The sequence below is a fragment of the Paenibacillus sp. TAF43_2 genome (genome assembly GCF_052113545.1).
Taxonomy (GTDB): Bacteria; Bacillota; Bacilli; order Paenibacillales; family Paenibacillaceae; genus Pristimantibacillus.
This window is the reverse complement of record NZ_JBFRDK010000035.1, coordinates 12,637-34,140: the sequence shown is the minus strand read 5'-3', so window position 1 is coordinate 34,140 and position 21,504 is coordinate 12,637. Positions and strand designations below refer to the sequence as shown.

Annotated in this window: 22 protein-coding genes; 18 read left to right on the top strand and 4 right to left on the bottom strand. The window is 46.7% G+C overall.

Annotation, left to right across the window (positions count from 1 at the left end; translation table 11 throughout):
• The first annotated feature begins 11 nt into the window (after positions 1 to 11).
• The 11 genes from AB4Z17_RS10370 (at position 12) to AB4Z17_RS10320 (ending at position 10,227) form a co-directional block, all read left to right on the top strand.
• Positions 12 to 449, top strand: coding sequence for a hypothetical protein (locus AB4Z17_RS10370; RefSeq protein WP_441910458.1), 438 nt, complete (start codon positions 12 to 14; stop codon positions 447 to 449).
• Between the two features lie 80 nt (positions 450 to 529).
• Complete coding sequence (gene lepA, locus AB4Z17_RS10365) at positions 530 to 2,347, top strand: translation elongation factor 4 (RefSeq protein ID WP_076266867.1); 1,818 nt, start codon at positions 530 to 532, stop codon at positions 2,345 to 2,347.
• 145 nt (positions 2,348 to 2,492) lie between these two features.
• Entirely contained in the window at positions 2,493 to 3,662 is a 1,170-nt protein-coding gene (hemW, locus tag AB4Z17_RS10360; RefSeq protein ID WP_441910457.1) for a radical SAM family heme chaperone HemW, read from the top strand.
• Positions 3,663 to 3,745: 83 nt separating this feature from the next.
• Complete coding sequence (locus tag AB4Z17_RS10355) at positions 3,746 to 4,216, top strand: N-acetyltransferase (protein ID WP_076266869.1); 471 nt, start codon at positions 3,746 to 3,748, stop codon at positions 4,214 to 4,216.
• 199 nt (positions 4,217 to 4,415) lie between these two features.
• Positions 4,416 to 4,691 (top strand): hypothetical protein, encoded by a 276-nt coding sequence (locus tag AB4Z17_RS10350; protein ID WP_441910456.1) that lies wholly within the window; start codon positions 4,416 to 4,418, stop codon positions 4,689 to 4,691.
• A 260-nt stretch (positions 4,692 to 4,951) separates the two neighbouring features.
• Complete coding sequence (gene hrcA / locus AB4Z17_RS10345; protein ID WP_076266871.1) at positions 4,952 to 5,977, top strand: heat-inducible transcriptional repressor HrcA; 1,026 nt, start codon at positions 4,952 to 4,954, stop codon at positions 5,975 to 5,977.
• Positions 5,978 to 6,029: 52 nt separating this feature from the next.
• A complete protein-coding gene (grpE, locus tag AB4Z17_RS10340; protein WP_339203475.1) occupies positions 6,030 to 6,590 on the top strand; it encodes a nucleotide exchange factor GrpE in 561 nt (186 codons plus the stop codon).
• An 83-nt stretch (positions 6,591 to 6,673) separates the two neighbouring features.
• The gene (gene dnaK / locus AB4Z17_RS10335; protein WP_441910455.1) at positions 6,674 to 8,506 is read left to right on the top strand and encodes a molecular chaperone DnaK; all 1,833 of its coding nucleotides are present in this window, start codon (positions 6,674 to 6,676) and stop codon (positions 8,504 to 8,506) included.
• Positions 8,507 to 8,605: 99 nt separating this feature from the next.
• Positions 8,606 to 9,736: a molecular chaperone DnaJ gene (gene dnaJ / locus AB4Z17_RS10330; protein ID WP_076266874.1), complete on the top strand. Its 1,131-nt coding sequence runs from the start codon at positions 8,606 to 8,608 to the stop codon at positions 9,734 to 9,736.
• Positions 9,737 to 9,853: 117 nt separating this feature from the next.
• Positions 9,854 to 10,021 carry a YfhD family protein gene (locus tag AB4Z17_RS10325; protein ID WP_441881057.1) on the top strand — a complete coding sequence of 56 codons (168 nt, stop codon included), beginning with the start codon at positions 9,854 to 9,856 and terminating at the stop codon, positions 10,019 to 10,021.
• The gene (locus AB4Z17_RS10320; protein ID WP_441959649.1) at positions 10,021 to 10,227 is read left to right on the top strand and encodes a hypothetical protein; all 207 of its coding nucleotides are present in this window, start codon (positions 10,021 to 10,023) and stop codon (positions 10,225 to 10,227) included. The genes AB4Z17_RS10325 and AB4Z17_RS10320 overlap by 1 nt, the downstream gene beginning before the upstream one ends.
• A gap of 57 nt (positions 10,228 to 10,284) precedes the next feature.
• On the opposite strand, the gene AB4Z17_RS10315 is transcribed toward AB4Z17_RS10320, so the two are convergent.
• From AB4Z17_RS10315 to AB4Z17_RS10305, 3 genes are read right to left on the bottom strand one after another with little or no spacing between them, the layout of a single operon-like run.
• Complete coding sequence (locus tag AB4Z17_RS10315) at positions 10,285 to 10,509, bottom strand: hypothetical protein (RefSeq protein ID WP_441910453.1); 225 nt, start codon at positions 10,507 to 10,509, stop codon at positions 10,285 to 10,287.
• Entirely contained in the window at positions 10,458 to 10,655 is a 198-nt protein-coding gene (locus AB4Z17_RS10310; RefSeq protein WP_441959647.1) for a TetR/AcrR family transcriptional regulator, read from the bottom strand. The genes AB4Z17_RS10315 and AB4Z17_RS10310 overlap by 52 nt, the downstream gene beginning before the upstream one ends.
• An 8-nt stretch (positions 10,656 to 10,663) precedes the next feature.
• Positions 10,664 to 10,807 carry a hypothetical protein gene (locus tag AB4Z17_RS10305; RefSeq protein ID WP_441959645.1) on the bottom strand — a complete coding sequence of 48 codons (144 nt, stop codon included), beginning with the start codon at positions 10,805 to 10,807 and terminating at the stop codon, positions 10,664 to 10,666.
• A 149-nt stretch (positions 10,808 to 10,956) separates the two neighbouring features.
• Here AB4Z17_RS10305 and prmA point away from each other — a divergent pair, with 149 nt between their 5' ends.
• From prmA to AB4Z17_RS10280, 5 genes are all read left to right on the top strand, one after another.
• The gene (prmA, locus tag AB4Z17_RS10300) at positions 10,957 to 11,955 is read left to right on the top strand and encodes a 50S ribosomal protein L11 methyltransferase (RefSeq protein ID WP_441910452.1); all 999 of its coding nucleotides are present in this window, start codon (positions 10,957 to 10,959) and stop codon (positions 11,953 to 11,955) included.
• Entirely contained in the window at positions 11,916 to 12,629 is a 714-nt protein-coding gene (locus tag AB4Z17_RS10295; RefSeq protein ID WP_441910451.1) for a site-2 protease family protein, read from the top strand. The genes prmA and AB4Z17_RS10295 overlap by 40 nt, the downstream gene beginning before the upstream one ends.
• Before the next feature lie 111 nt (positions 12,630 to 12,740).
• Positions 12,741 to 13,517, top strand: a complete 777-nt coding sequence (locus AB4Z17_RS10290) for an RsmE family RNA methyltransferase (RefSeq protein WP_339203463.1) — start codon at positions 12,741 to 12,743, stop codon at positions 13,515 to 13,517.
• 5 nt (positions 13,518 to 13,522) lie between these two features.
• Positions 13,523 to 14,914, top strand: coding sequence for a tRNA (N(6)-L-threonylcarbamoyladenosine(37)-C(2))-methylthiotransferase MtaB (gene mtaB / locus AB4Z17_RS10285; RefSeq protein WP_441910450.1), 1,392 nt, complete (start codon positions 13,523 to 13,525; stop codon positions 14,912 to 14,914).
• Positions 14,915 to 15,029: 115 nt separating this feature from the next.
• The gene (locus tag AB4Z17_RS10280) at positions 15,030 to 15,461 is read left to right on the top strand and encodes an NUDIX hydrolase (protein ID WP_076266880.1); all 432 of its coding nucleotides are present in this window, start codon (positions 15,030 to 15,032) and stop codon (positions 15,459 to 15,461) included.
• Positions 15,462 to 15,463: 2 nt separating this feature from the next.
• Here the strand turns inward: AB4Z17_RS10280 and AB4Z17_RS10275 are convergent, their stop codons facing one another.
• Positions 15,464 to 16,438, bottom strand: coding sequence for a Na/Pi cotransporter family protein (locus tag AB4Z17_RS10275; protein ID WP_441959643.1), 975 nt, complete (start codon positions 16,436 to 16,438; stop codon positions 15,464 to 15,466).
• A gap of 107 nt (positions 16,439 to 16,545) precedes the next feature.
• Between AB4Z17_RS10275 and AB4Z17_RS10270 the strand changes: the two genes are divergently transcribed.
• Both AB4Z17_RS10270 and addB read left to right on the top strand, forming a co-directional pair.
• Positions 16,546 to 17,955: a class I SAM-dependent rRNA methyltransferase gene (locus AB4Z17_RS10270; RefSeq protein ID WP_441959642.1), complete on the top strand. Its 1,410-nt coding sequence runs from the start codon at positions 16,546 to 16,548 to the stop codon at positions 17,953 to 17,955.
• Positions 17,956 to 17,987: 32 nt separating this feature from the next.
• Positions 17,988 to 21,503, top strand: a complete 3,516-nt coding sequence (gene addB / locus AB4Z17_RS10265) for a helicase-exonuclease AddAB subunit AddB (RefSeq protein ID WP_441959641.1) — start codon at positions 17,988 to 17,990, stop codon at positions 21,501 to 21,503.
• Position 21,504: the final 1 nt, after the last annotated feature.

The following is a 21,504-nucleotide window of genomic DNA, read 5'->3' as shown; positions in this document are numbered from 1 at the left end:
GCGAAGAATAAGTGAAACGAAATGCGCTAAAATGGACGGTGCTGGGCGGTGCTTTGGCGATAATCATCATGTATGGCATTGATATGTCCTCTTCGGGCATCGAGCGTATATATGGACCTATAGAAGGCTCAAGCGGGTACACAGAGATTCCGCAGACAGAGCAAAATGTGCAGCCAGTTAATGATTTTCAGAAGGAACAGCAGCAAAAGATTGCCCAGCTTGAGCAGGAGCTTAAAGAACTAAAGCGACTTGCTGCATATGATGACGAAACCACAGGAGAAACGGCCGAAACCTTTCCTGCCGAAAATGAAAGGATGCCTGGTCTTCCGCTTAAGAGTGACCAGCCAGCAGTAAATAAGATCGCAGATTCAACCTCTGGTTTGCTGCAAAATATGTCAAGTGAAGGCATTCGAATGGTCGTATCTATATTCGATGGGCTGACGAAGTGATAATGAACATTGCTGGTCTTCCCMTTAACTGATATAATAGGAGGAATGATTAGCATTATTGGAAATTGTGGGGGTTAGGCATGACTGACGTACGTGACCGACAAAAGAGAATTAGGAATTTTTCCATTATCGCGCATATAGACCACGGAAAGTCTACGCTTGCTGACCGGATCTTAGAATTTACCGGCGCTTTGACATCACGCGAGATGCAAGAGCAGGTTCTTGACAAAATGGATTTGGAGCGGGAACGCGGAATTACCATCAAGCTGCAAGCGGTACGCTTGGCATATAAGGCAGATGACGGGATCGAGTATATACTCAATCTGATTGACACGCCTGGACACGTCGACTTTACATACGAGGTTTCACGCAGTCTCGCTGCTTGTGAAGGTGCTTTGCTCGTTGTTGACGCTGCGCAAGGCATTGAAGCGCAAACGCTGGCTAACGTATACTTGGCGTTAGACAACAATTTGGAGATCGTACCTGTTATTAATAAGATCGATTTGCCAAGTGCGGAGCCTGAACGGGTAAAGCAGGAAATTGAAGATGTCATTGGATTAGACGCCAGCGACGCGGTACTTGCTTCTGCAAAAGCGGGAATCGGCATTAAGGAAATACTAGAGCAGGTTGTGACGAAGATGCCTTCACCAGAAGGAGATCCAGATCAGCCGCTTAAAGCGCTTATTTTTGACTCCCATTATGATCCCTACAAAGGCGTAATCGTTTATGTACGAGTTATGGATGGAAGCATCAAAGCAGGCAATAAAATTAAGTTTATGGCAACGGGAGCAGAATTTGAGGTCATCGAGGTTGGGGCATTCATGCCGAACATGGCGATCGTGAAGGAGCTTGCGGTCGGTGATGTTGGTTTTGTCGTTGCGGGCATCAAGAACGTGAAGGACACGCGTGTCGGTGATACAATTACGGATGCGAAGAAACCTGCACCAGAACGTCTGCCAGGCTATCGTCAGATTAACCCGATGGTATTCTGCGGACTCTATCCAATCGAGACACAGGACTATAATGACTTGCGTGATGCGCTTGAGAAGCTGGAGCTTAACGATGCATCACTCAAATATGAGCCGGAATCATCAACTGCTTTGGGCTTTGGTTACCGCTGTGGATTTCTTGGCTTGCTTCATATGGAAATTATTCAAGAACGGATTGAACGGGAATTCAACATCCCGCTTATTACGACAGCACCAAGCGTAATTTACAAAATTACGCTGACAAATGGCGAAACGATGGAGATTGATAATCCATCGAACTATCCTGAAGCAGGCAAGCTTGACTTCGTAGAAGAGCCTTTCGTTAAGGCTGCTATCATTGTCCCAAATGACTATGTCGGCGCAATTATGGAGCTTTGCCAGAACAAGCGTGGCGAGTTCGTGAATATGGAATATTTGGATTTGAATCGTGTAACGCTTACGTATCAATTACCTTTGTCAGAAATTGTGTATGATTTCTTCGATCAGTTGAAATCAAGCACGAAGGGTTATGCATCGTTCGATTACGAGATATCGGGCTACCGCAGATCCAATCTGGTCAAAATGGACATCATGCTTAACAATGAACAGGTTGATGCTTTGTCTGTCATTGTCCACCGCGATCGTGCTTACCAACGCGGCAAGGTTATTTGTGAAAAGCTGAAGGAACTTATTCCGCGTCAAATGTTCGAGGTGCCGATTCAAGCATCTATCGGCAACAAAATCATATCGCGTGAGACAGTAAAAGCAATGCGTAAAAACGTTCTTGCCAAATGCTACGGCGGTGACATTAGCCGGAAGCGGAAGCTGCTTGAGAAGCAGAAGGAAGGCAAGAAGCGGATGAAGCAAGTAGGTAGTGTAGAGGTGCCGCAGGAAGCGTTCATGGCGGTACTCAAAATCGGCGAGGATTAAAACGTACGAGGATGAGGGAGGGCGCAGCTCTCCCTCTTTTCTATTTTAAGTGAACTGTATTTACCGACTTATATTTCAACGCGGGACGTGAGCCTGCCGCTCTTATGCAGTGCCAGCCGTTTACGCTTGAAGGAGAATGTTAACGATGAACATGACGCAATCACCACGCGCTTTATATATACACATCCCTTTTTGCACGAATAAATGTCATTATTGCGATTTCACTTCCTATGTACTGAAGGGACAGCCTGTTGATCAGTATCTCGACGCGCTTGAGCAAGAAATGCAGCGTACAGTTGCTGAATGGCCGCCAGTAGAAATTGATACTGTTTTTGTTGGTGGAGGTACGCCTACCGTACTGACTCCTCCGCAAATGGAAAGATTTCTAAAAGCAGTACGCACTTATTTCCCGCTTGCTCCAAATGTGGAGTTTACGATGGAAGCGAATCCGGGCACAACGGACATAGACAAGCTGACAGCTATGAAGGAAGGCGGCGTGAACCGGATTAGCTTCGGGGTTCAATCCTTTGATAATGGATTGCTGGAGCGTATTGGCCGCATTCATAGCGTAGACGATGTATATCGCAGTATCGAGAATGCACGCAAAGTTGGATTTACTAACTTATCAATCGATTTGATGTTTGGCCTGCCAGGTCAAACGGTTGAGCTGTTAAGAGACAGTGTGAACAAAGCGATGGAGCTGGGATTGCCTCATTACTCCATCTACAGTCTAAAAGTAGAAGAAAATACGTTGTTCCATAAGCTCTATGAGCGCAACGAGCTGCCTTTGCCTCCAGAGGAAGAAGAGTTTAATATGTTTATTTTGCTAATGGACATGTTGAAAAAAAATGGATACGGACACTATGAGATTAGCAATTTCGCCGAACCAGGTTATGAGAGCCGCCATAATTCCACTTACTGGCGCAATGAGCCGTATTACGGCCTCGGAGCGGGCGCGCATGGCTATGTCAATCGCATGCGTCATGTCAATTTAAAAGGGATTACACCGTATATCGATGCGGCTTCAAGCAAGCTTCCGCGCCTTGAAACGTTTGAAGTTACTGAAGCTGAAGCGATGGAGGATTTAATGATGGTTGGGCTCAGGCTGCTAAGCGGAGTTCCGGCATCACGCTTCTCGAATCAGTTTGAAGGCCAGAAGCTGGAGGACAAGTTCGGTGATGTTATTCATAAATTAATGAAGGATGGCCTGCTCGAAGCTGAGCAAACGGAAGACGATATCATTTATCGGTTGACTGACAAAGGTGTGCTTCTCGGGAACGAAGTTTTTGGTGCTTTTATCGGATATAACGGCTAAAATACTCTTGAGAAAAAATTCGTTGTGGTGTATATTTATTCATATTGATTTTGATCTTGCACCGGGTGGAGGCGAATGCACAAATGCAGGCAGTACAGGTCGTATGTCGGAAAGCAACGTCTAATGATATCGAGACTTTGTTTGAATTAATTAAAGGTTATGCAGAGCAAGGCATTATGCTGCCTCGCACTCGGGAAGCGCTCGAATATATGATAGATACATTCGTCGTCGCGGAAATTGGGGAAGAAGTTGTCGGCTGCGGTTCACTGCTGCGGCTCGGGAAAGAATTGGTTGAGATTCGCTCGCTTGGCATGTCGGATGGCTACAAGGGCGTAGGGATCGGCAGCAAGCTGGTAGAAGCGTTGATCGAACAAGCTAGAGAGCAGCAAATTCCGAAGGTGATGGCTTTAACTTATGCCGTGTCCTTTTTTGAGAAAAATGGCTTCAAGGTCGTTGATAAGGAAATTTTCCCGGAAAAGGTTTGGAAGGATTGCATCAACTGTCCAAAGCAGCTTGCTTGCGATGAAATAGCTGTTCTGAGAATGCTGAATTAAAGCACAATTTCCGAACGTTCCTACTTTTATTGAAAATAAACCACTCTCCTTTAGCGCTTGCATTAGGACTATTGGGAAAGTGGTTTTTTTGTTTCATTCAACTAATATGTTAGTTTGTCCGAACTCGTTGATAGTAATGCTGCGCGTTTTGGTATATAGTCAAGGTAGATGTTTATTGTCATATAGAGGAGAAATAAAAATGAGCCAAAAAAAAGATCAAATCGTAGCAGTAGAGGATAAACTAAAGCATGTAACGACAGTGCTTTTGAAGAAATGGGCAGGATTTAGCGGGTTTTATGGTTTTAAAGCAATGGGTTACGATGAACTGTTCGCTATGCTAAATACAAATGGCTGGAAAGTTATTATAGATGACTCCGTTTCACCTTATCGTATTGTAGAGCTATACCAAGGTGAAAATCGCGTGAGAAGAGAAAAGTTTGCAACAGATGAAGCAGGAAGAGTTCATAAAGTGTAATTGATTGTAGAATAAGCCGCTGTGCCAACATATATTGCTGGCACAGCGGCTTTCTTTAAGCCACATCGGAGTTTCCTTGTGTCATTAAATCGTTTATAAGATGTTTAAATTGAATTAGGCGCATGAAAAATGCCGAACTGACTTGACAATCGACAAGCTGGTTTGGTATTTTTGTAGTAATGATTAGCACTCGATTGGATTGAGTGCTAACGAAGGTACATCGAAATAACGGATTTGACATTTACGTAGGGGGAATTCGAATGCTGACGGAGAGACAACGGATGATTTTACATGCAATAGTGGATGATTATATTCGCTCGGCTGAACCAGTAGGCTCACGCAGTATTTCGAAGCGCGGCGACGTTGGCTTTAGTCCGGCAACCATTCGCAATGAAATGGCGGATTTGGAGGAGCTGGGCTTCTTAGAACAGCCGCACACGTCAGCAGGGCGTGTTCCATCAACGAAAGGTTACCGTTATTATGTCGACCATTTAATAAAGCTTAGCGAAGTAGATGAGAAAGACATTGGTGTGGTTCGCTCGTTCGTAACGGACAAAATGAATCAAATGGAGCAGGTTATTCAACAAACGGCGATGATTCTCTCCAATTTAACCAATTACACATCTATTTTGCTTGGACCTGAAATGTTCAGCACATCGCTTAAGCATTTTGGCCTTGTGCCGCTTGATCAAACATCAGCAGTTGCTATTATTGTGACGAACACTGGACATGTTGAAAATCGGACGATTTCAATTCCTGACGGCCTGAAAATGGACGATATGGAAAAGGTCGTTAACATTTTAAACACAAGATTGGTTGGCGTTCCGCTGATTCGTCTAAGGTCGAAGCTTTACACTGAAGTTGGGCAAGAGCTTGAAAGGCATGTTGATCATTATGAACAGCTGCTGCAGGTACTGGATCATGCATTGCAGAATGAGGATGAGCACCGAATCTTCTTAGGCGGAACAACCAATATGCTGACTCAGCCTGAATTCAAGGATGTAGACAAAGTAAAAACGATTTTGGATTTGCTTGATGAGACACCAGCCATAATGAAAATGTTTTCCGGCCTTCCGTCAGGTATACAAGTACGTATCGGGACAGAAAATGACCATAAGGCAATTAGCGATTGCAGTCTTATCACAGCAACCTATGCCATTGATGGCCAATCGCTGGGAACGATCGGCATTCTAGGACCAACGCGAATGGAATACGGCAAAGTCATTAGTTTGTTGGATATTATATCCAAGGATATGGCGGTTCTTCTTGGCCGCTGGTATAAGTAATTAATGATATTTTGCCAAGTTTACTTCGTAAACTTTTTTAGGAGGTGATTGCATGAGTACGAAAGAACAACATAATGAGGCAGCCGAGGCTGTAGAAGAAGTGGTATCTGCTGAGCAATCAGATCAAGCAAGCGAGGATACTGTAAACGAGGCTGTGGAAGAAGATTCGCGTTATGCGGAGCTTGTGAAGCTGGCTGAGGAGAAAGAGCAGCGCTTCTTGCGCGCACAAGCGGATTTCGATAACTTCCGCCGTCGTACAATGAAAGAAAAAGAAGAACTCGGACAGTACGCATCGATGAAGCTAATCGGTCAACTGCTTCCGGTTGTAGATAATTTTGAGCGCGCTGTTGCAGCCGCATCTGTTAACGGTGATTTTGAATCACTTGCGAAGGGTGTAGACATGATTTTTCGTCAGCTCGAGTCAACACTTGAGCAGGAAGGCCTTAAAGCTATGAACGTAGTTGGCGAGCCTTTTAACCCTGAATTCCATCAAGCGATTATGACTGTAGATTCCGATGAGCATGAAGAGGGTATCATTGTTGAGGAAGTTCAGAAGGGCTATATCTTGAAAGACAAGGTATTACGTCCGGCGATGGTTAAAGTAAGCAGTTAAACGGTAAAACTTTTGCTCAATAAATGAGACAAAGCAAGCTGTTATTAGGATAAAATATAAAAATTGTAGGAGGAACTATAGCTATGAGTAAAGTAATTGGTATTGACCTTGGTACAACAAACTCTTGCGTAGCAGTAATGGAGGGCGGAGAAGCAGTTGTTATTCCTAACCCGGAAGGCAACCGCACAACTCCTTCCGTAGTAGGTTTCAAGAAAGATGGCGAGCGTGTTGTTGGTGAAACAGCAAAACGTCAAGCAATCACAAACCCTGATCGTACAATCAGCTCGATTAAACGCCACATTGGTACGAACCACAAAGAAAAAATTGACGATAAAGATTACACACCACAAGAAATTTCTGCAATCATTTTGCAAAAATTGAAAGCTGATGCTGAAGCTTACTTGGGTCAAACGGTAACGCAAGCCGTTATTACGGTTCCTGCTTATTTCAATGACAGCCAACGTCAAGCGACYAAAGATGCTGGTAAAATTGCTGGTCTTGAAGTTCTTCGTATTGTCAACGAGCCAACAGCTGCAGCACTAGCATACGGCCTTGAGAAAACAGAAGATCAAACGATTCTTGTTTATGACCTTGGCGGCGGTACATTTGACGTTTCCATTCTTGAGCTTGGCGATGGCTTCTTCGAAGTTAAAGCGACAAGCGGCGACAACAAACTAGGCGGAGATGACTTTGACCAAGTTATCATCGATCATCTTGTTGCTGAATTCAAGAAAGAGCAAGGCATTGATCTCTCCAAAGATAAATCAGCTGTTCAACGTTTGAAAGATGCTGCTGAGAAAGCGAAAAAAGAACTTTCCGGCGTATTGACTTCAGCTATTTCTCTTCCGTTCATTACAATGGTTGACGGCGTTCCTCAGCATTTGGAGCTTAGCCTTACTCGCGCGAAATTTGAAGAGCTTGCAGCTTCCCTTGTAGAGCGTACGCTTGGACCTACTCGTCAAGCGCTTAGCGATGCGGGAATGTCCCCAAGCGATATCGATAAAGTTGTACTCGTGGGCGGATCGACTCGTATTCCAGCGGTACAAGAAGCAGTTAAAAAATTGATCGGCAAAGAACCGCATAAAGGTGTTAACCCGGATGAGGTTGTAGCTCTTGGCGCAGCTGTACAAGCGGGCGTATTGACTGGCGATGTGAAAGACGTTGTATTGCTTGACGTTACTCCATTGTCGCTTGGTATTGAAACAGCTGGCGGCGTGTTCACTAAGATGATCGATCGTAACACTACGATTCCTACAAGCAAATCGCAAGTGTACTCCACATATGCGGACAATCAACCGGGCGTTGAAATTCACGTCTTGCAAGGTGAGCGCTCGATGGCGGCAGGCAACAAAACGCTTGGTCGTTTCACATTGAACGATATTCCTCTTGCGCCACGCGGCGTTCCGCAAATCGAAGTTACTTTCGATATCGATGCGAACGGTATCGTAAACGTGTCTGCTCTTGATAAAGGAACAGGCAAGAGCCAAAAAATTACGATTACATCTTCAAGCGGTCTCAGCGATGATGAAATCAACCAAATGATGAAAGATGCTGAGCTTAACGCTGAAGAAGATCGCAAACGTCGCGACCTTGTTGAAGCAAAAAACAGCGCTGACCAATTGGTTTACTCCGTTGACAAAACAATTAAAGATCTTGGCGATAAAGTTGATGCTGCTGAAATCGAAAAAGCTAACGCTGCAAAAGAGAAAGTAGTTGCAGCACTTGCAACAGACGATCTTGAGCAAATCAATGCAGCAGCTGAAGAGCTGACTGAAATCGTTCAACAGCTTTCAGTTAAGCTTTATGAGCAAGCTTCACAAGCAGCTGAAGGTGCTGGCCCAGAAGCTGGCGGCGCTGCAAAAGGCAAAGACAATGTAGTAGACGCCGACTATGAAGTGGTTGACGATAATAAATAAAGTGTAGCGAGCGAGAGGTCAAAGACAGGCGCTACCTGGCTTTGACCTCCTTTCGTGCTTATAGAGGAATCATAGGATATATAGCGGAGGTGAGAACAGGTGGCAAGCAAACGCGATTATTATGAGGTTCTTGGTGTTGGCAAGGATGCATCAGCAGACGATATTAAAAAATCATACCGTCAGCTAGCACGTCAATATCATCCCGATGTAAATAAAGCTGCAGATGCAGAAACGAAGTTCAAGGAAGTTAAAGAAGCTTACGATGTACTAAGTGACGATGGAAAACGTTCAACGTATGACCGGTTCGGCCATGTTGATCCAAACCAAGGTATGGGCGGCGGAGGCGGCGCTGATTTCGGCGGAGGCTTCGGCGATATTTTCGACATGTTTTTTGGCGGCGGAGGCGGCCGTCGTGATCCGAATGCACCGCAGCGCGGAAACGACCTGCAATATACAATGACAGTTGAGTTTAAGGAAGCAGTATTCGGCAAAGAAACCGAGATTACGATTCCTAGAACAGAAACTTGCGATACCTGTCATGGTGATGGAGCTAAGCCGGGCACGAAGCCGGAGAGCTGTTCGGTTTGTAAGGGCAGCGGACAGCAGGAGGTTGTTCAAAATACGCCATTTGGCCGTATGGTCAACCGTCGTGCTTGTACGAATTGCAGCGGCACAGGCCGCGTAATCAAAGATAAATGTACAACTTGCCATGGCGCGGGTAAAGTGAAGCGTCAACGCAAAATCAACATCCGTATTCCAGCCGGCGTAGATGACGGAGCTCAAATCCGTATGTCTGGCGAGGGTGAAGGCGGTCTTCGCGGCGGTCCTGCGGGCGACTTGTATATTGTTATCCGTGTGAAGCCGCATGAGTTTTTTGAACGTGAAGGCGATGATATTTATTGCGAAGTTCCGCTTACATTCGTGCAAGCAGCACTTGGCGATGAAATTGAGATTCCTACGTTAACGGAGAAAGTGAAGCTCAAGGTGCCAGCTGGCACACAAACAGGCACTTACTTCAGACTCAAAGGCAAAGGTGTTCCTAAGCTGCGTGGATACGGTCAAGGCGATCAGCATGTGAAGGTTACTATCGTAACACCAACGAGCTTGACGGATGATCAGAAGGACCTGCTTCGTCAGTTTGGCGGGCTAAGCGGTGATTCCGTATCGAATGATCAAGAACATCATGAATCTATATTCGAAAAAATGAAAAAGGCGTTCCGCGGTGAATAACCCGGCACGTCTTTTTTTTTTTTTTCTTCCCGCGGCTGTATAGAATACGGTGGATAAACATACTCTATTCGGGTAGGAAAACCATACATCAACACACAACCGGAGGGAACTAATACGATGACAGACAATAACAACAACAATAACAGCTTGGAGAAAACAAACTTTGGCAACCTGCCTGTAGGCGAAAACGAAGATGTGGAATTTTCTGAAGAGCTTGCAGACGAAGCGGATCGCAAAGCTGCTCAGCGTGCAGCTGCAGCTGATGAGCGCAACGAGCAGGCATAATGAGCCATATTGAAATCCAAGCGACCTTCGAGGGTGAGGGTGCTGCTCAGGAGACGATGCGGAAGCTTCAAGCGCTGCGTGCAATTGAAGTGAACGGGTTGATTGACAGCGGATTGCTGACGGCAACCGTAGATGATGATGTCGCCGAACGAGCGCTTCATCTTATTAAACAAATGGGCGGCAACGCAAATACAAATATTACTTAAACAAAAAAAGGGACTGCGGGCTAGTATAGCCTTCAGTCCCTTTCATTCGTTAGACCATTAAATATGAGCAGCTTCTAGAAGCTCCAACTGTGCAGGGCGCAGCGATTGGACGAGAATGTCACGCCATTCGCTGTACTTGTTATGCTTTCGAACCGCAGCGAATGGTTCAGTTCGTTTCGTTAGCGGATTTGCCAAATCCAGCTCAATTCTGCCAGGGGCGCCTTGCATCGTTATGATTCTTGTGCCAAGCAGCAAAGCTTCGTCAACATCAACTCTATGCATTCTTTTTGGCCGCTTTCTACCAGCGCTTGGAATATGTCCTCTTTTGAGCGAAAATATTTATAAACGTTGCCAACGCTAATGCCGGCCGTTGCAGCAATATCAGCTATCTTGGTTGCTGCCAAACCTCGCCGTGCTATAACATGCATCGCTGCTTCTAGTATTGTCGCTGCCGCTCATCACGCAGCTTCTGATCTTTTTCAATATTTCTAGGTGACATAATTGCAGTAAACCTCCCGACGATAAAAAGCTTGCTGGAATTGTAATTATCCTCTTCCAGATTCCGTAACGATTGTAGCATAAATACAGCAGTCGGTCTCTTGTGTCATTTTTTTGTGCAAAGGCACTACTCTGGTGTACAATAGATGTTAGGTTTTTAAAGCGAAACGCTTGTCTAGTCGACCGCGGTCGGCGATAGCCGTTTACGATTGGCATTGGAGGATATTACATATGAAATGGTTTGAACTTACAATTTCTACAACTGAAGAGGCGCAAGAGATGATATCCAACTTTTTGCATGAGATGGGAGCAGGAGGCGTATCCATTGAAGAATCGGGTACACTCAGCAAACAGCGTGATACATCATTTGGACAATGGTACGAAACGCCGCTTAACGATATTCCAGAAGGCCAAGCGATCATCAAGGGCTATTTTGGAGAAGACACCGATACCGATGCGCTAGTTGCAGCGATTAGACCTCGTGTAGAAGAGCTTCGTGAATATGATATTGATCCCGGAACTGTAGAATATATCGTTGCAACTGTAGATGACGAGGATTGGGCTACTGCATGGAAGCAATATTTCAAGCCGATTCGCATTTCAGATAAGTTAACGATTAAGCCAACTTGGGAAGAGTATGAAGCAGGTCCGGATGAGCGCATAATCGAGCTGGATCCAGGAATGGCTTTTGGAACAGGGACACACCCAACCACCTCATTGTGTCTGCAAACGCTCGAGTCTGTCATTCGCGGCGGAGAAGAAGTCATTGATGTCGGCACAGGCTCGGGAATACTCGCTATTGGAGCTTGTCTGCTGGGCGCGAAGAGCGTACTTGCAGTTGACCTTGATCCCGTCGCTGTTTCCAGTGCCAAAGAGAACGTGTCGCTAAACAATCTTTCCGAGAAAGTTGAAGTGCGGCTTAGCGATTTGCTTGGTGTAATTAAGGAAGAATCTGCTGGAGGAGAACAAGCAGCTGCGAATGGCGCTTTCAGAGTTACCGTGCCTGTAGATCTTGTTGTTGCTAACATTTTGGCAGAAATCATCCTGATGTTTGTGGACGATGTATATGCGGCATTAAAACCAAACGGAATTTATATTGCTTCCGGCATTTACAAAAATAAAGAAACCGATGTAGAAGAAGGATTGATTCGTCATGGATTTGAAATTATTGAGAAGCGCCGCGATGAGGATTGGATCGCAATCGTAGCGAGAAAGCCACAGGTGATTTAATGGACTTGCAAAGCTTTTTGCGATTTCCGCTGGAGGATTTGCCATTTATCGTATTGGCTTTAATTATTGCATTTACCGTGCATGAGTTCGCTCATGCTTACAGCGCTTATAAATTCGGTGATGATACTGCTTATAATGCTGGACGTGTAACCCTAAACCCGCGTGTGCATTTGGATGTGCTAGGGACGCTGTTGATTCTCATTGCCGGATTTGGATGGGCGAAGCCCGTACCGGTAAATCCAAGCAAATTCAAAAGCCCGAGAATGATGAGCATTGTAGTGACCGCAGTAGGACCGTTAAGCAATTTGCTCATGGGTACGATAAGCATTTTTATTTATGTTGCGATTTTGGCTTCAGATATTTTAAGCGGAGCATCTGTCGGTGTGGATGCAGCTGTACATCGATTTTTTGATTATTTTATTTGGTATAATTATTTGTTGTTTATTTTTAACCTTATTCCGCTTCCTCCGCTTGACGGCTACCGGATCATCGCAGATCTGTTGCCGCTAAAGCTTCGTTACAAAATGGATCAAAATGTACAGTGGGGAATGTTTATCTTTTTATTAATCGTATTTATTCCACCGCTTCGTAAAGTAACACTTGATCCTGTACTTGGGTTAGGCGCAGATCTAATGAACAATACGTTTAAGTGGGTTTACCAGATTTTCTTATAGAGGCTAGGCGGCCGTTCGCAGGCTGCTGGCAACGGTTTCTGATAGATTTAGTGAAGACAAACATGTTATTATGAAGGATGGAATTTGTTTAAGGGTGGTTGGAAAAAGATCATGCAACGATATTTCATAGCGGCGGAGCAATTTAGCGACTCTGAAATCCGCCTAATCGGCGACGATGCGCATCACGCCGCAAGGGTTATGCGCACGAAGCCAGGCGATAAGTTTATTGTCAGCGATGGGGAGTCGCGCACGGCGCTTGTCGCTGTGCTTGAAGCATCTGCAACACTCGTAACAGCAGAAATTGTTGAGATGCTAGGCAATGATAGTGAGCCGAAATGGGCAATAACGCTCGCTCAGAGCTTGCCTAAAGGCGACAAAATGGAGCTTGTGATACAGAAAGGAACGGAGATCGGCGCTTATGCATTTGTTCCCTTTCAGTCCGAGCGCATGGTCGTTCAATATGATGCAAAAAAGGAAGCAAAGCGCATAGAGCGTTGGAGTAAAATTGCGAAGGAAGCGGCAGAGCAGGCGCATCGCAACCGTGTTCCGGCGATTGAGCCGCTGCATAGCTGGCGTGAGCTCATAAAGTCTATGTCCAATTACGATTTGGTTTTATTTTGTTATGAGCGTGAAGGACATCTTGCCCATGGCAGAGGCGTTCGCACAGCGATTAACGAATGGACCGAACAAGCAGGCGAAGTGAGCTCGCCGAAAGTGCTGCTCATTATTGGTTCTGAGGGCGGCTTCACGGATCGTGAAGCGGACGAGGCAGAAGCAGCTGGTGCTGTGCTGGTTGGACTAGGCAGAAGAATATTACGAACGGAAACAGCGGGCATCGTAGGATTAACCTGCTTATTATATGAATCCGGAGAAATGGGAGGAGCGTAACAACTATGCCAACAGTCGCATTTTATACGCTGGGCTGCAAAGTAAACTTCTATGATACAGAAGCGATATGGCAGCTATTTAAAAACGAAGGTTATGAACAGGTCGATTTCGAATCGACTGCTGATGTTTACTTAATTAATACATGTACGGTAACCAATACGGGAGACAAGAAGAGCCGTCAAATTATTAGACGGGCTGTTCGTCGCAACCCCGATGCTGTCATTGCGGTCACGGGCTGTTACGCTCAGACCTCTCCAGCAGAGATTATGGCTATTGAAGGCGTTGATCTTGTCATCGGGACACAGGACCGGGAGAAAATTATGACGTTTGTGAATCAAATTCACGAAGATCGCCAGCCGGTTAACGCCGTCCGCAACATCATGAAGACTCGCGACTTTGAGGAACTGAATGTACCGGACTTCTCGGAGCGGACGCGTGCGTTCTTGAAAATTCAAGAGGGCTGCAACAACTTCTGTACGTTTTGTATTATTCCATGGTCACGCGGTTTATCCCGCAGCCGTGCTTCAGAAAGCGTGCTAGAGCAAGCTAGACAGCTCGTTGCATCCGGCTACAAGGAAATTGTGCTGACGGGCATTCACACTGGCGGCTATGGCGATGATATGGAAAATTACAATTTAACAAGTCTGCTATGGGACTTGGACAAGGTAGAAGGACTAGAGCGCATTCGAATTAGTTCTATCGAAGCAAGTCAAATCGACGATGCGATGATTGATGTGTTGAACCGTTCCAGCAAAATGTGCCGCCATCTGCATATTCCACTCCAAGCAGGTGAAGACTCCGTATTAAAGCGGATGCGCCGTAAATATACGACTGCAGAATTCGCAGCAAAAATTAAAAGATTGCACGAGGCAATGCCTGGCGTTGCCATTACAACGGATGTTATTGTCGGTTTCCCTGGAGAAACGGAAGAAATGTTCGAAGAGGGCTTCCGCTTCATGGAAGATTTGAAATTTGCTGAAATGCATGTGTTCCCTTATTCAAAACGCACAGGTACGCCTGCCGCTCGAATGGACGAGCAAGTGGATGAAGAAGTGAAAAATGAGCGCGTGCATAAGCTAATTGATTTGTCTGAGAAAATGCAGCTTGCGTACGCAGAGCAGTACGTTGGCCATGTTCTCGATGTTATCCCAGAGCGCGATTACAAGGGTGCCCCGGGTACTGGACTTGTTATGGGCTATACGGATAACTATATCCAGGTCGTATTCGACGGCACAGAATCGCTGATCGGCAAGCTTTGCCGAGTGAAAATCACGGAAGCAGGCGTCAACGAATGCCGCGCCAAGCTTGTTCGCGTGATGGAAGATCATCCTGCCGCAGCGAGCAGCATGGAGCAGCACACCTTCGTGCTGGAGCGTCCGGAAGCGATAAGAGCCTAGCTATAGCTTGACAAAATGCGGGGATTCCTTTGCTTATCGATTCCTTTTGTGGAAAAGATGGAGGAATCCTTTGCTGCATATACAATCTGTTTAATGCTGCAAGGGGGAAACGGACATGAAGGAAATTTCAGCAGGCGGTGTCGTTTATCGCCGCACCGAGGAAGGAAAACTGCAAATCCAGCTCATTCAGGATCGTTACGGAAAAGTTTCGCTGCCAAAAGGAAAAATGGAGCCCGGCGAAACGATTGAACAAACCGCTTTGCGTGAAATCGTCGAAGAAACAGGTCTTGAAGGGGTGATCATCGCTCCGATTGATCAAATTAAATATAAATATGAGCATGAAGCCTTCGGGATGGTCGATAAAGAGGTTCATTATTATTTAGTTGAGGCTGTTGGAGGATCTCTGCATGCGCAAGTAGAAGAGATCCGCGGGGTCGATTGGTTTGAGCCTGGGGAAGCTTGGAGACGTCAAAAGCAATCCGGTTACGATAACAATCATCGCATCGTTGCAGGAGCATTCCAGCTGCTTGGTTTGCAAACGGATTAGTGCTAAGTAACGGGATCAAGGCGCCTAAATGTGGGCAGATAACAAAATGGCAGAGCGATCAATGAGCTTAGAATGTTGAAAATCGTTTGCGTATGAGCGATTTGCCCTGCTGCAGACGAGGATATCCATTCCGATATCGTCGCAAGCTCGCCGATGAACGGCATAAACAGCAATGCGCCTCCAGCGTTTAAGATGACATGCGACCATRCCACATACTGCCCGGCCTTCGTCCCGCCTATAGAGGCTAACAATGCTGTCGCACAAGTCCCGATGTTAGCGCCGAGAACGACGGCGATACCAAGTTCAATGGGCATTGCGCCTATAGATACGAAACCCATAATGATACCAATAACGGCTGCGCTGCTATGAACAGCAGCTGTAAGAAGCGCACCCGCTGCGAGCCCCCACCATAAGCTCTCATTTGCTTTTCCAAGAAACCAGCTGAACATGGGGCTGTCTTGGACGGCAGAGCCTACGCCTTGCATCATCGTCATTCCAGTAAGGAGCAGAGCGAAGCCGCACAGCACGACAGAGGTCGAACGAACTGCTGGAAGCCAGCGCGCGTTCCGAACAGCAGGAAACAGACGTAATTCTCCTAGTAAAGCCGTTGCCAGCCACATTCCGATCGAGAGGATGAGCAAGGGAACGGCAAGTTTATTTAAATTTAGACCGATTAGCTCTGTCGTTATGCAGGTGCCAATATTCGTACCGAGTATTATGCCTAGTGTACGCGGGAATGTAAGCAAGCCGGCATTGACCATTCCAATGGCAATAACCGTTACGGCTGTGCTGCTTTGTAGAAAAGCAGTCGTGACCGTACCGATTGCTAGTCCGTGAATTGGGGTTGCAGTTGATCGTTTTAGGATTCCGGTCAAATAGGGACCGGCTAATCGATGCAGCGCCAGCTCCATCAGCTTCATGCCGCACATGAAAACAGAAAACCCAAGCAGCATTGGGATGAGTATAGTCTGAACCATGGTTTGGACTCCTTATTATTTATTTCAATTTTTGATTCGTAAATATACATATGCTGCAAGCAAGACAAGCATGACTAGCAAGTCCAATGAGGGGAAGCGAGATAAACGTGAGCAATCCAAAAATATTTCTTCTAAAAGCAAGGAAAAAGAGGCTGGAGCAAGGACATCCATGGGTCTATGCGACAGAAATTGATCGTTTGGAAGGCGATGCAGAGCCGGGTGATTTGGTTGATGTGGTTAACCATCAAGGACGTTATTTAGCAACAGGCTATTGGAATCCAAAATCACAAATTACAGTAAGAATCGTTGCACATACACCAATCGCTGCGATGGATGCAGGCTTTTTCCGTGATCGCCTTCGGCAGTGTCAGGAGCATCGCCGTCGCTTCGTTGCGGATGCCGATTGCCGCTTAGTTTACGGGGAGGCGGATTTTCTTCCTGGGCTTGTTGTTGACCGTTTCAACAATGTGCTGGTGCTTCAGCTTTTGACTCTTGGAATGGATGTAAGAAGAGAAGCGTTGATTGAGGCGTTGATTGACGTATTTCAGCCTGTCGGCATCTATGAGCGCAGTGATGTAGGTGTTCGAGTGCTTGAAGGATTGGAAGAGCGGACAGGCGTGCTTTACGGCGATTGCCCATCCATTATTGAAATTGAGGAAAATGGCTTGAAGCTTGAGGTTGATATTGTTGAAGGCCAGAAAACAGGCTATTTCTTCGATCAACGTGAAAACCGTGCTGCCATTGCTCCGCTTATGAAAGGCTGGGGAGGCCGGAGCGGTATTCATCTCGTAGAGCGTGAAGCACTGGAATCAGGCTCTATTCCAACCGAGGCAAGCGTTGTAAGTAAATCAGCTGGTACATCCGATTTAGTGCCGGTGAACGCGAATGGCAAAGTGGTTACTTTTCCTTTCTGGGATGGTGCATCGGTGCTTGAATGTTTTGCCCATACAGGAAGCTTCACACTGCATGCTTGTAAATATGGCGCCAAGAAAGTAACATGCTTGGATGTTTCGGAGCACGCCATCGAAACCGCAAAGCGCAACGTTGAGCGCAACGGGTACTCCGATCGGGTCGAGTTTGTTGTCGCAGACGCTTTCGATTATTTGCGCGTTCAAGTGAAAGGGCTCGACGAGAGAAAGCAGCGTGCTCTTGGGGGCGTGGATACGTCTAAGAAGATGGAAGGCGGAGCGGGACGGACCTGGGATGTTGTTATTCTTGATCCGCCGGCATTTGCAAAAACGAAAAGTGCAGTAGCAGGCGCATGCCGCGGCTACAAAGATATCAATTTACAAGGCTTAAAGCTTGTGAATGAGGGCGGATATTTAGTTACGGCGAGCTGCTCGTATCATATGCGTCCTGAGCTGTTTTTGGAAACGATCCAAGAAGCGGCTGTAGATGCAGGCAAGCTTCTTCGTTTGGTTGAATGGCGCGCGGCAGGCAAGGATCATCCTCAACTGCTCGGTGTAAATGAAGGGCATTACTTGAAATTCGCAATATTTGAAGTACGAAGCAAATAATTGATTTAAACGAATAGACGGGAGAGTTGCACATGTCGCTTCGCTTTGTCATCGGGCGTTCGGGAGCCGGAAAAACATCCTATTGCTTGAATGAAATAAGAAAGCAACTGCAAGGTCAACCGGRCGGACCGCCGCTCGTCATGCTTGTACCGGAACAGGCTACCTTTCAAACCGAATATGCGCTGCTGCAGAGCGGTGAATTAAACGGGACGATCAGGGCACAGGCGCTTAGCTTTCGGCGCCTTGCCTTTCGGGTCATGCAGGAGACGGGCGGAACGGCGCTCGTTCCGATTAACGATACGGGGAAGCATATGCTTCTCTACAAGATCGTACATCGGCTAGGAAAGCAGCTTGAGCTGTTTCAAAACGGTGCGGAACAGCCTGGATTCATCGATAGGCTTGCAGAGCTTCTAACAGAGTGGAAAAGGTACGGAATAGATTCCGAGCTCTTACAGGGCAAGCAGGACGCTTCTAAGGCAGAAGCAGGCCAATCAACATTGCTAAAGCGCAAGCTGCATGATTTGCAGCTCATTTATAGTCAGATGGAGCAGGAACTCGCGGGCATGTATATTGACGCCGAGGATTATTTGCGTTATTTGCAAAATGGTTATGCTAATGCCTCTGCTATGAACGGCGCGCATATATGGGTGGATGGATTTTATGGATTTACGCCAACGGAATATGAAGCGCTAGGAACGTTGATCGGTTCATCCGCTCAGGTGACGGTCACACTTACACTAAATAGAACTTATGGAATAGGCGAGCTGCCGCATGAACTGGATCTGTTTCATCCAACAGCCGAAACCTACAATAAGCTGATGGAGCTGGCTGCTCAATATGAGGTTGAGGTCGATTCTCCCATATTGCTAGATGAAATTCCTCCTGTTCGGTTTAAAAGCAGTCCAATGCTTGCTCATCTTGAGAAGCATTATAGCGAGAGAATACCGATGCTTATTGCTGACAAAACGATATTGGACGCAGAAGATGCACGCTGCGGCTTATCGCTGCATGCCGCTGCGAATCGACGTGCCGAGGTTGAGGCCGTTGCACGCGATATCGTTCGCAGAGCACGTAAAGAAGGGCTGCGCTGGCGGGATATTGCAGTTATGGTACGAAATGCGGAGGATTATACCGACTATATCGGACTAGTCTTTGCTGATTACGGCATTCCTTATTTTGTCGATCAGAAGGAGAAGGCCATCCATCATCCATTGGTTGAGTTTATTCGGTCTGCGATTGAAACCGTCTTGTTTGGCTGGCGATACGATGCGGTGTTCCGCTGCATTAAGACGGAAATGTTGTTCAAGGTTGACGGAAGTCTGCCTAGAGACTGGTTCGATATGCTGGAAAACTATGCGCTCGCTGCAGGCATTGATGGCTGGAAATGGCTTGACCATAAGCGGTGGCATCCGTTAGTTCCTGTTTCACTTGATGATGACGAGGATATAGAGACCAAAATTAGCGAAAAGGCGCAGCGTGAATTCAATATCGTACTTGCTGCCAGAGAGGTTGTTGTTCCTCCTCTTCGCCGCTTCTCTGATGCACTGAATATGGCCGAAAATGTTCAAGGGATGTGCGAGGCTTTATATCGTTTGCTGGATGAATCCGAAGCAGCAGATAAGCTCGAGCGCTGGAGCATTCAAGATACTGGAGCAGGGAAAACACAAAGAGCAAGAAGCCACAAGCAGCTTTGGGACAGTGTCATGCAGCTTTTGGATCAATTAGTTGAACTGGCTGGAAAACAGACCGTAACGCCAGAATTGTTCGCCGGCATGATTGAGGCGGGGCTTGACAGCTTGAAGCTTGCTGCGGTACCTCCAGCGCTGGATCAAGTATTGATCGGCAGCATGGACCGAACAAGGTCGGGGCATATACATGTATGTTACGTGCTAGGTGCAAATGACGGCATCATGCCAATGCGTGTGAAAGAAGACGGCATTCTTACCGAATCGGAGCGGGAACGTTTGGCTGATGATGGAATCGTAATGGCCCCAGGGGTGCGCAGGCGCCTGCTTGATGAGCGATTTATGATCTATAACGCATTGACCACGCCAAGCAAGCATTTATGGCTTAGCTGGGCACAAGCCGACGAGGAAGGGAAAAGCTTGCTGCCTTCGGAGATTGTAAGGCATGTCCGTCAGTTGTTCCCGGGCATAGCCGTTCAAAGTATCGCAGCAGAGCCATCGCCAAGCTTGCCATTGTCCGAGCAAAGAAAGTTCGTATCGCAGCCGCAGAGAACGATGTCCTATTTGATAGGAGCTATTCGGAAATGGCAGCAGGGAGCAGTTATTGCGCCTTTCTGGTGGGATCTATACAATTGGTACGCGGTTCGTCCGGAGTGGCAGCAGAAGCTTCAGCTGCTGACAAGCTCCTTAACTTATGAGAACCAAGAGCAGTTTCTTTCTAATGATACAGCACGAGAGCTTTATGGAGCGAGGCTGCAAGTTAGCGTATCGCGCATGGAACGGTTCGTATCGTGTCCATTTCAGCATTTTGCGATACACGGCTTAAAGCTCAGGGAAAGAAAGCTTTACCGGCTGGATGCCCCTGATGTTGGTCAATTGTTTCACGCTGCTCTAAGTAAGGTGGCGACGAGCTTTGGTGGACGCTGGGGAAAAACATCGGAAGCGGAGCTTAAGGCGGTCGTCTCGCAAACGGTCGATGATTTAGTTCCTAAGCTGCAATCACAAATCTTGTTAAGCAGCAGTCGTTTTCAATATATCGCTCGCAAGCTGAAGGAAATTGTTGGCCAAGCAGCGCTTATGCTGGGTGAACATGCGCGAAGGGCGCAATTCCATCCCGTAGGGACCGAGGTCGATTTTGGCCCTGATGGGAAGCTGCCTGCACTCCGCATTCCGCTTGAGGCGGGCGGTGAGATAGAGATTATCGGCAGGATCGACCGTGTTGATGCTGCAGAAACGGAGGAAGGTCTGCTGCTGCGCGTGCTTGATTACAAATCGAGCTCGACGCATCTAAGACTTGAAGAAGTCGCCCATGGGCTTTCCCTGCAGATGCTGACTTATTTGGATGTACTGGTTACACATGCATCGGCATGGCTTGGTCGACCTGCTTCTCCGGCCGGTGTACTTTATTTTCATGTGCATAATCCAATTCTGGCGCTGACCAACAGCATTAGCCCTGCTGAAGCAAGCGGTCAGCTCTTAAAGCGATTCAAAATGCGTGGACTGGTTACGGCTGATTCGGAAACCGTTAGACTGATGGACGACGAGCTTGACACTGGCTATTCAGAGCTGCTGCCCGTTGCTTTGAAGCGGGATGGAAGCTTTTATAGCAGCTCTTCGGTCGTCTCGAATGAGCAATGGGATGTGCTTCGCCATTCTGTCAGAAATACAATCAGCCGAATTGGCAGCTCGATACAGTCAGGTGATGTTTCAATTGAGCCTTATCGTATCGGAACAAAAACACCTTGTCAGTATTGCGATTATAAAGCGGTTTGTCAGTTTGATGCTCAGTTCGACGGAAACGAGTATAGGAAGCTGAGCAAACCTTCTAAGGAACATATATGGCAGCAGCTAGAGGGGGAGTAAT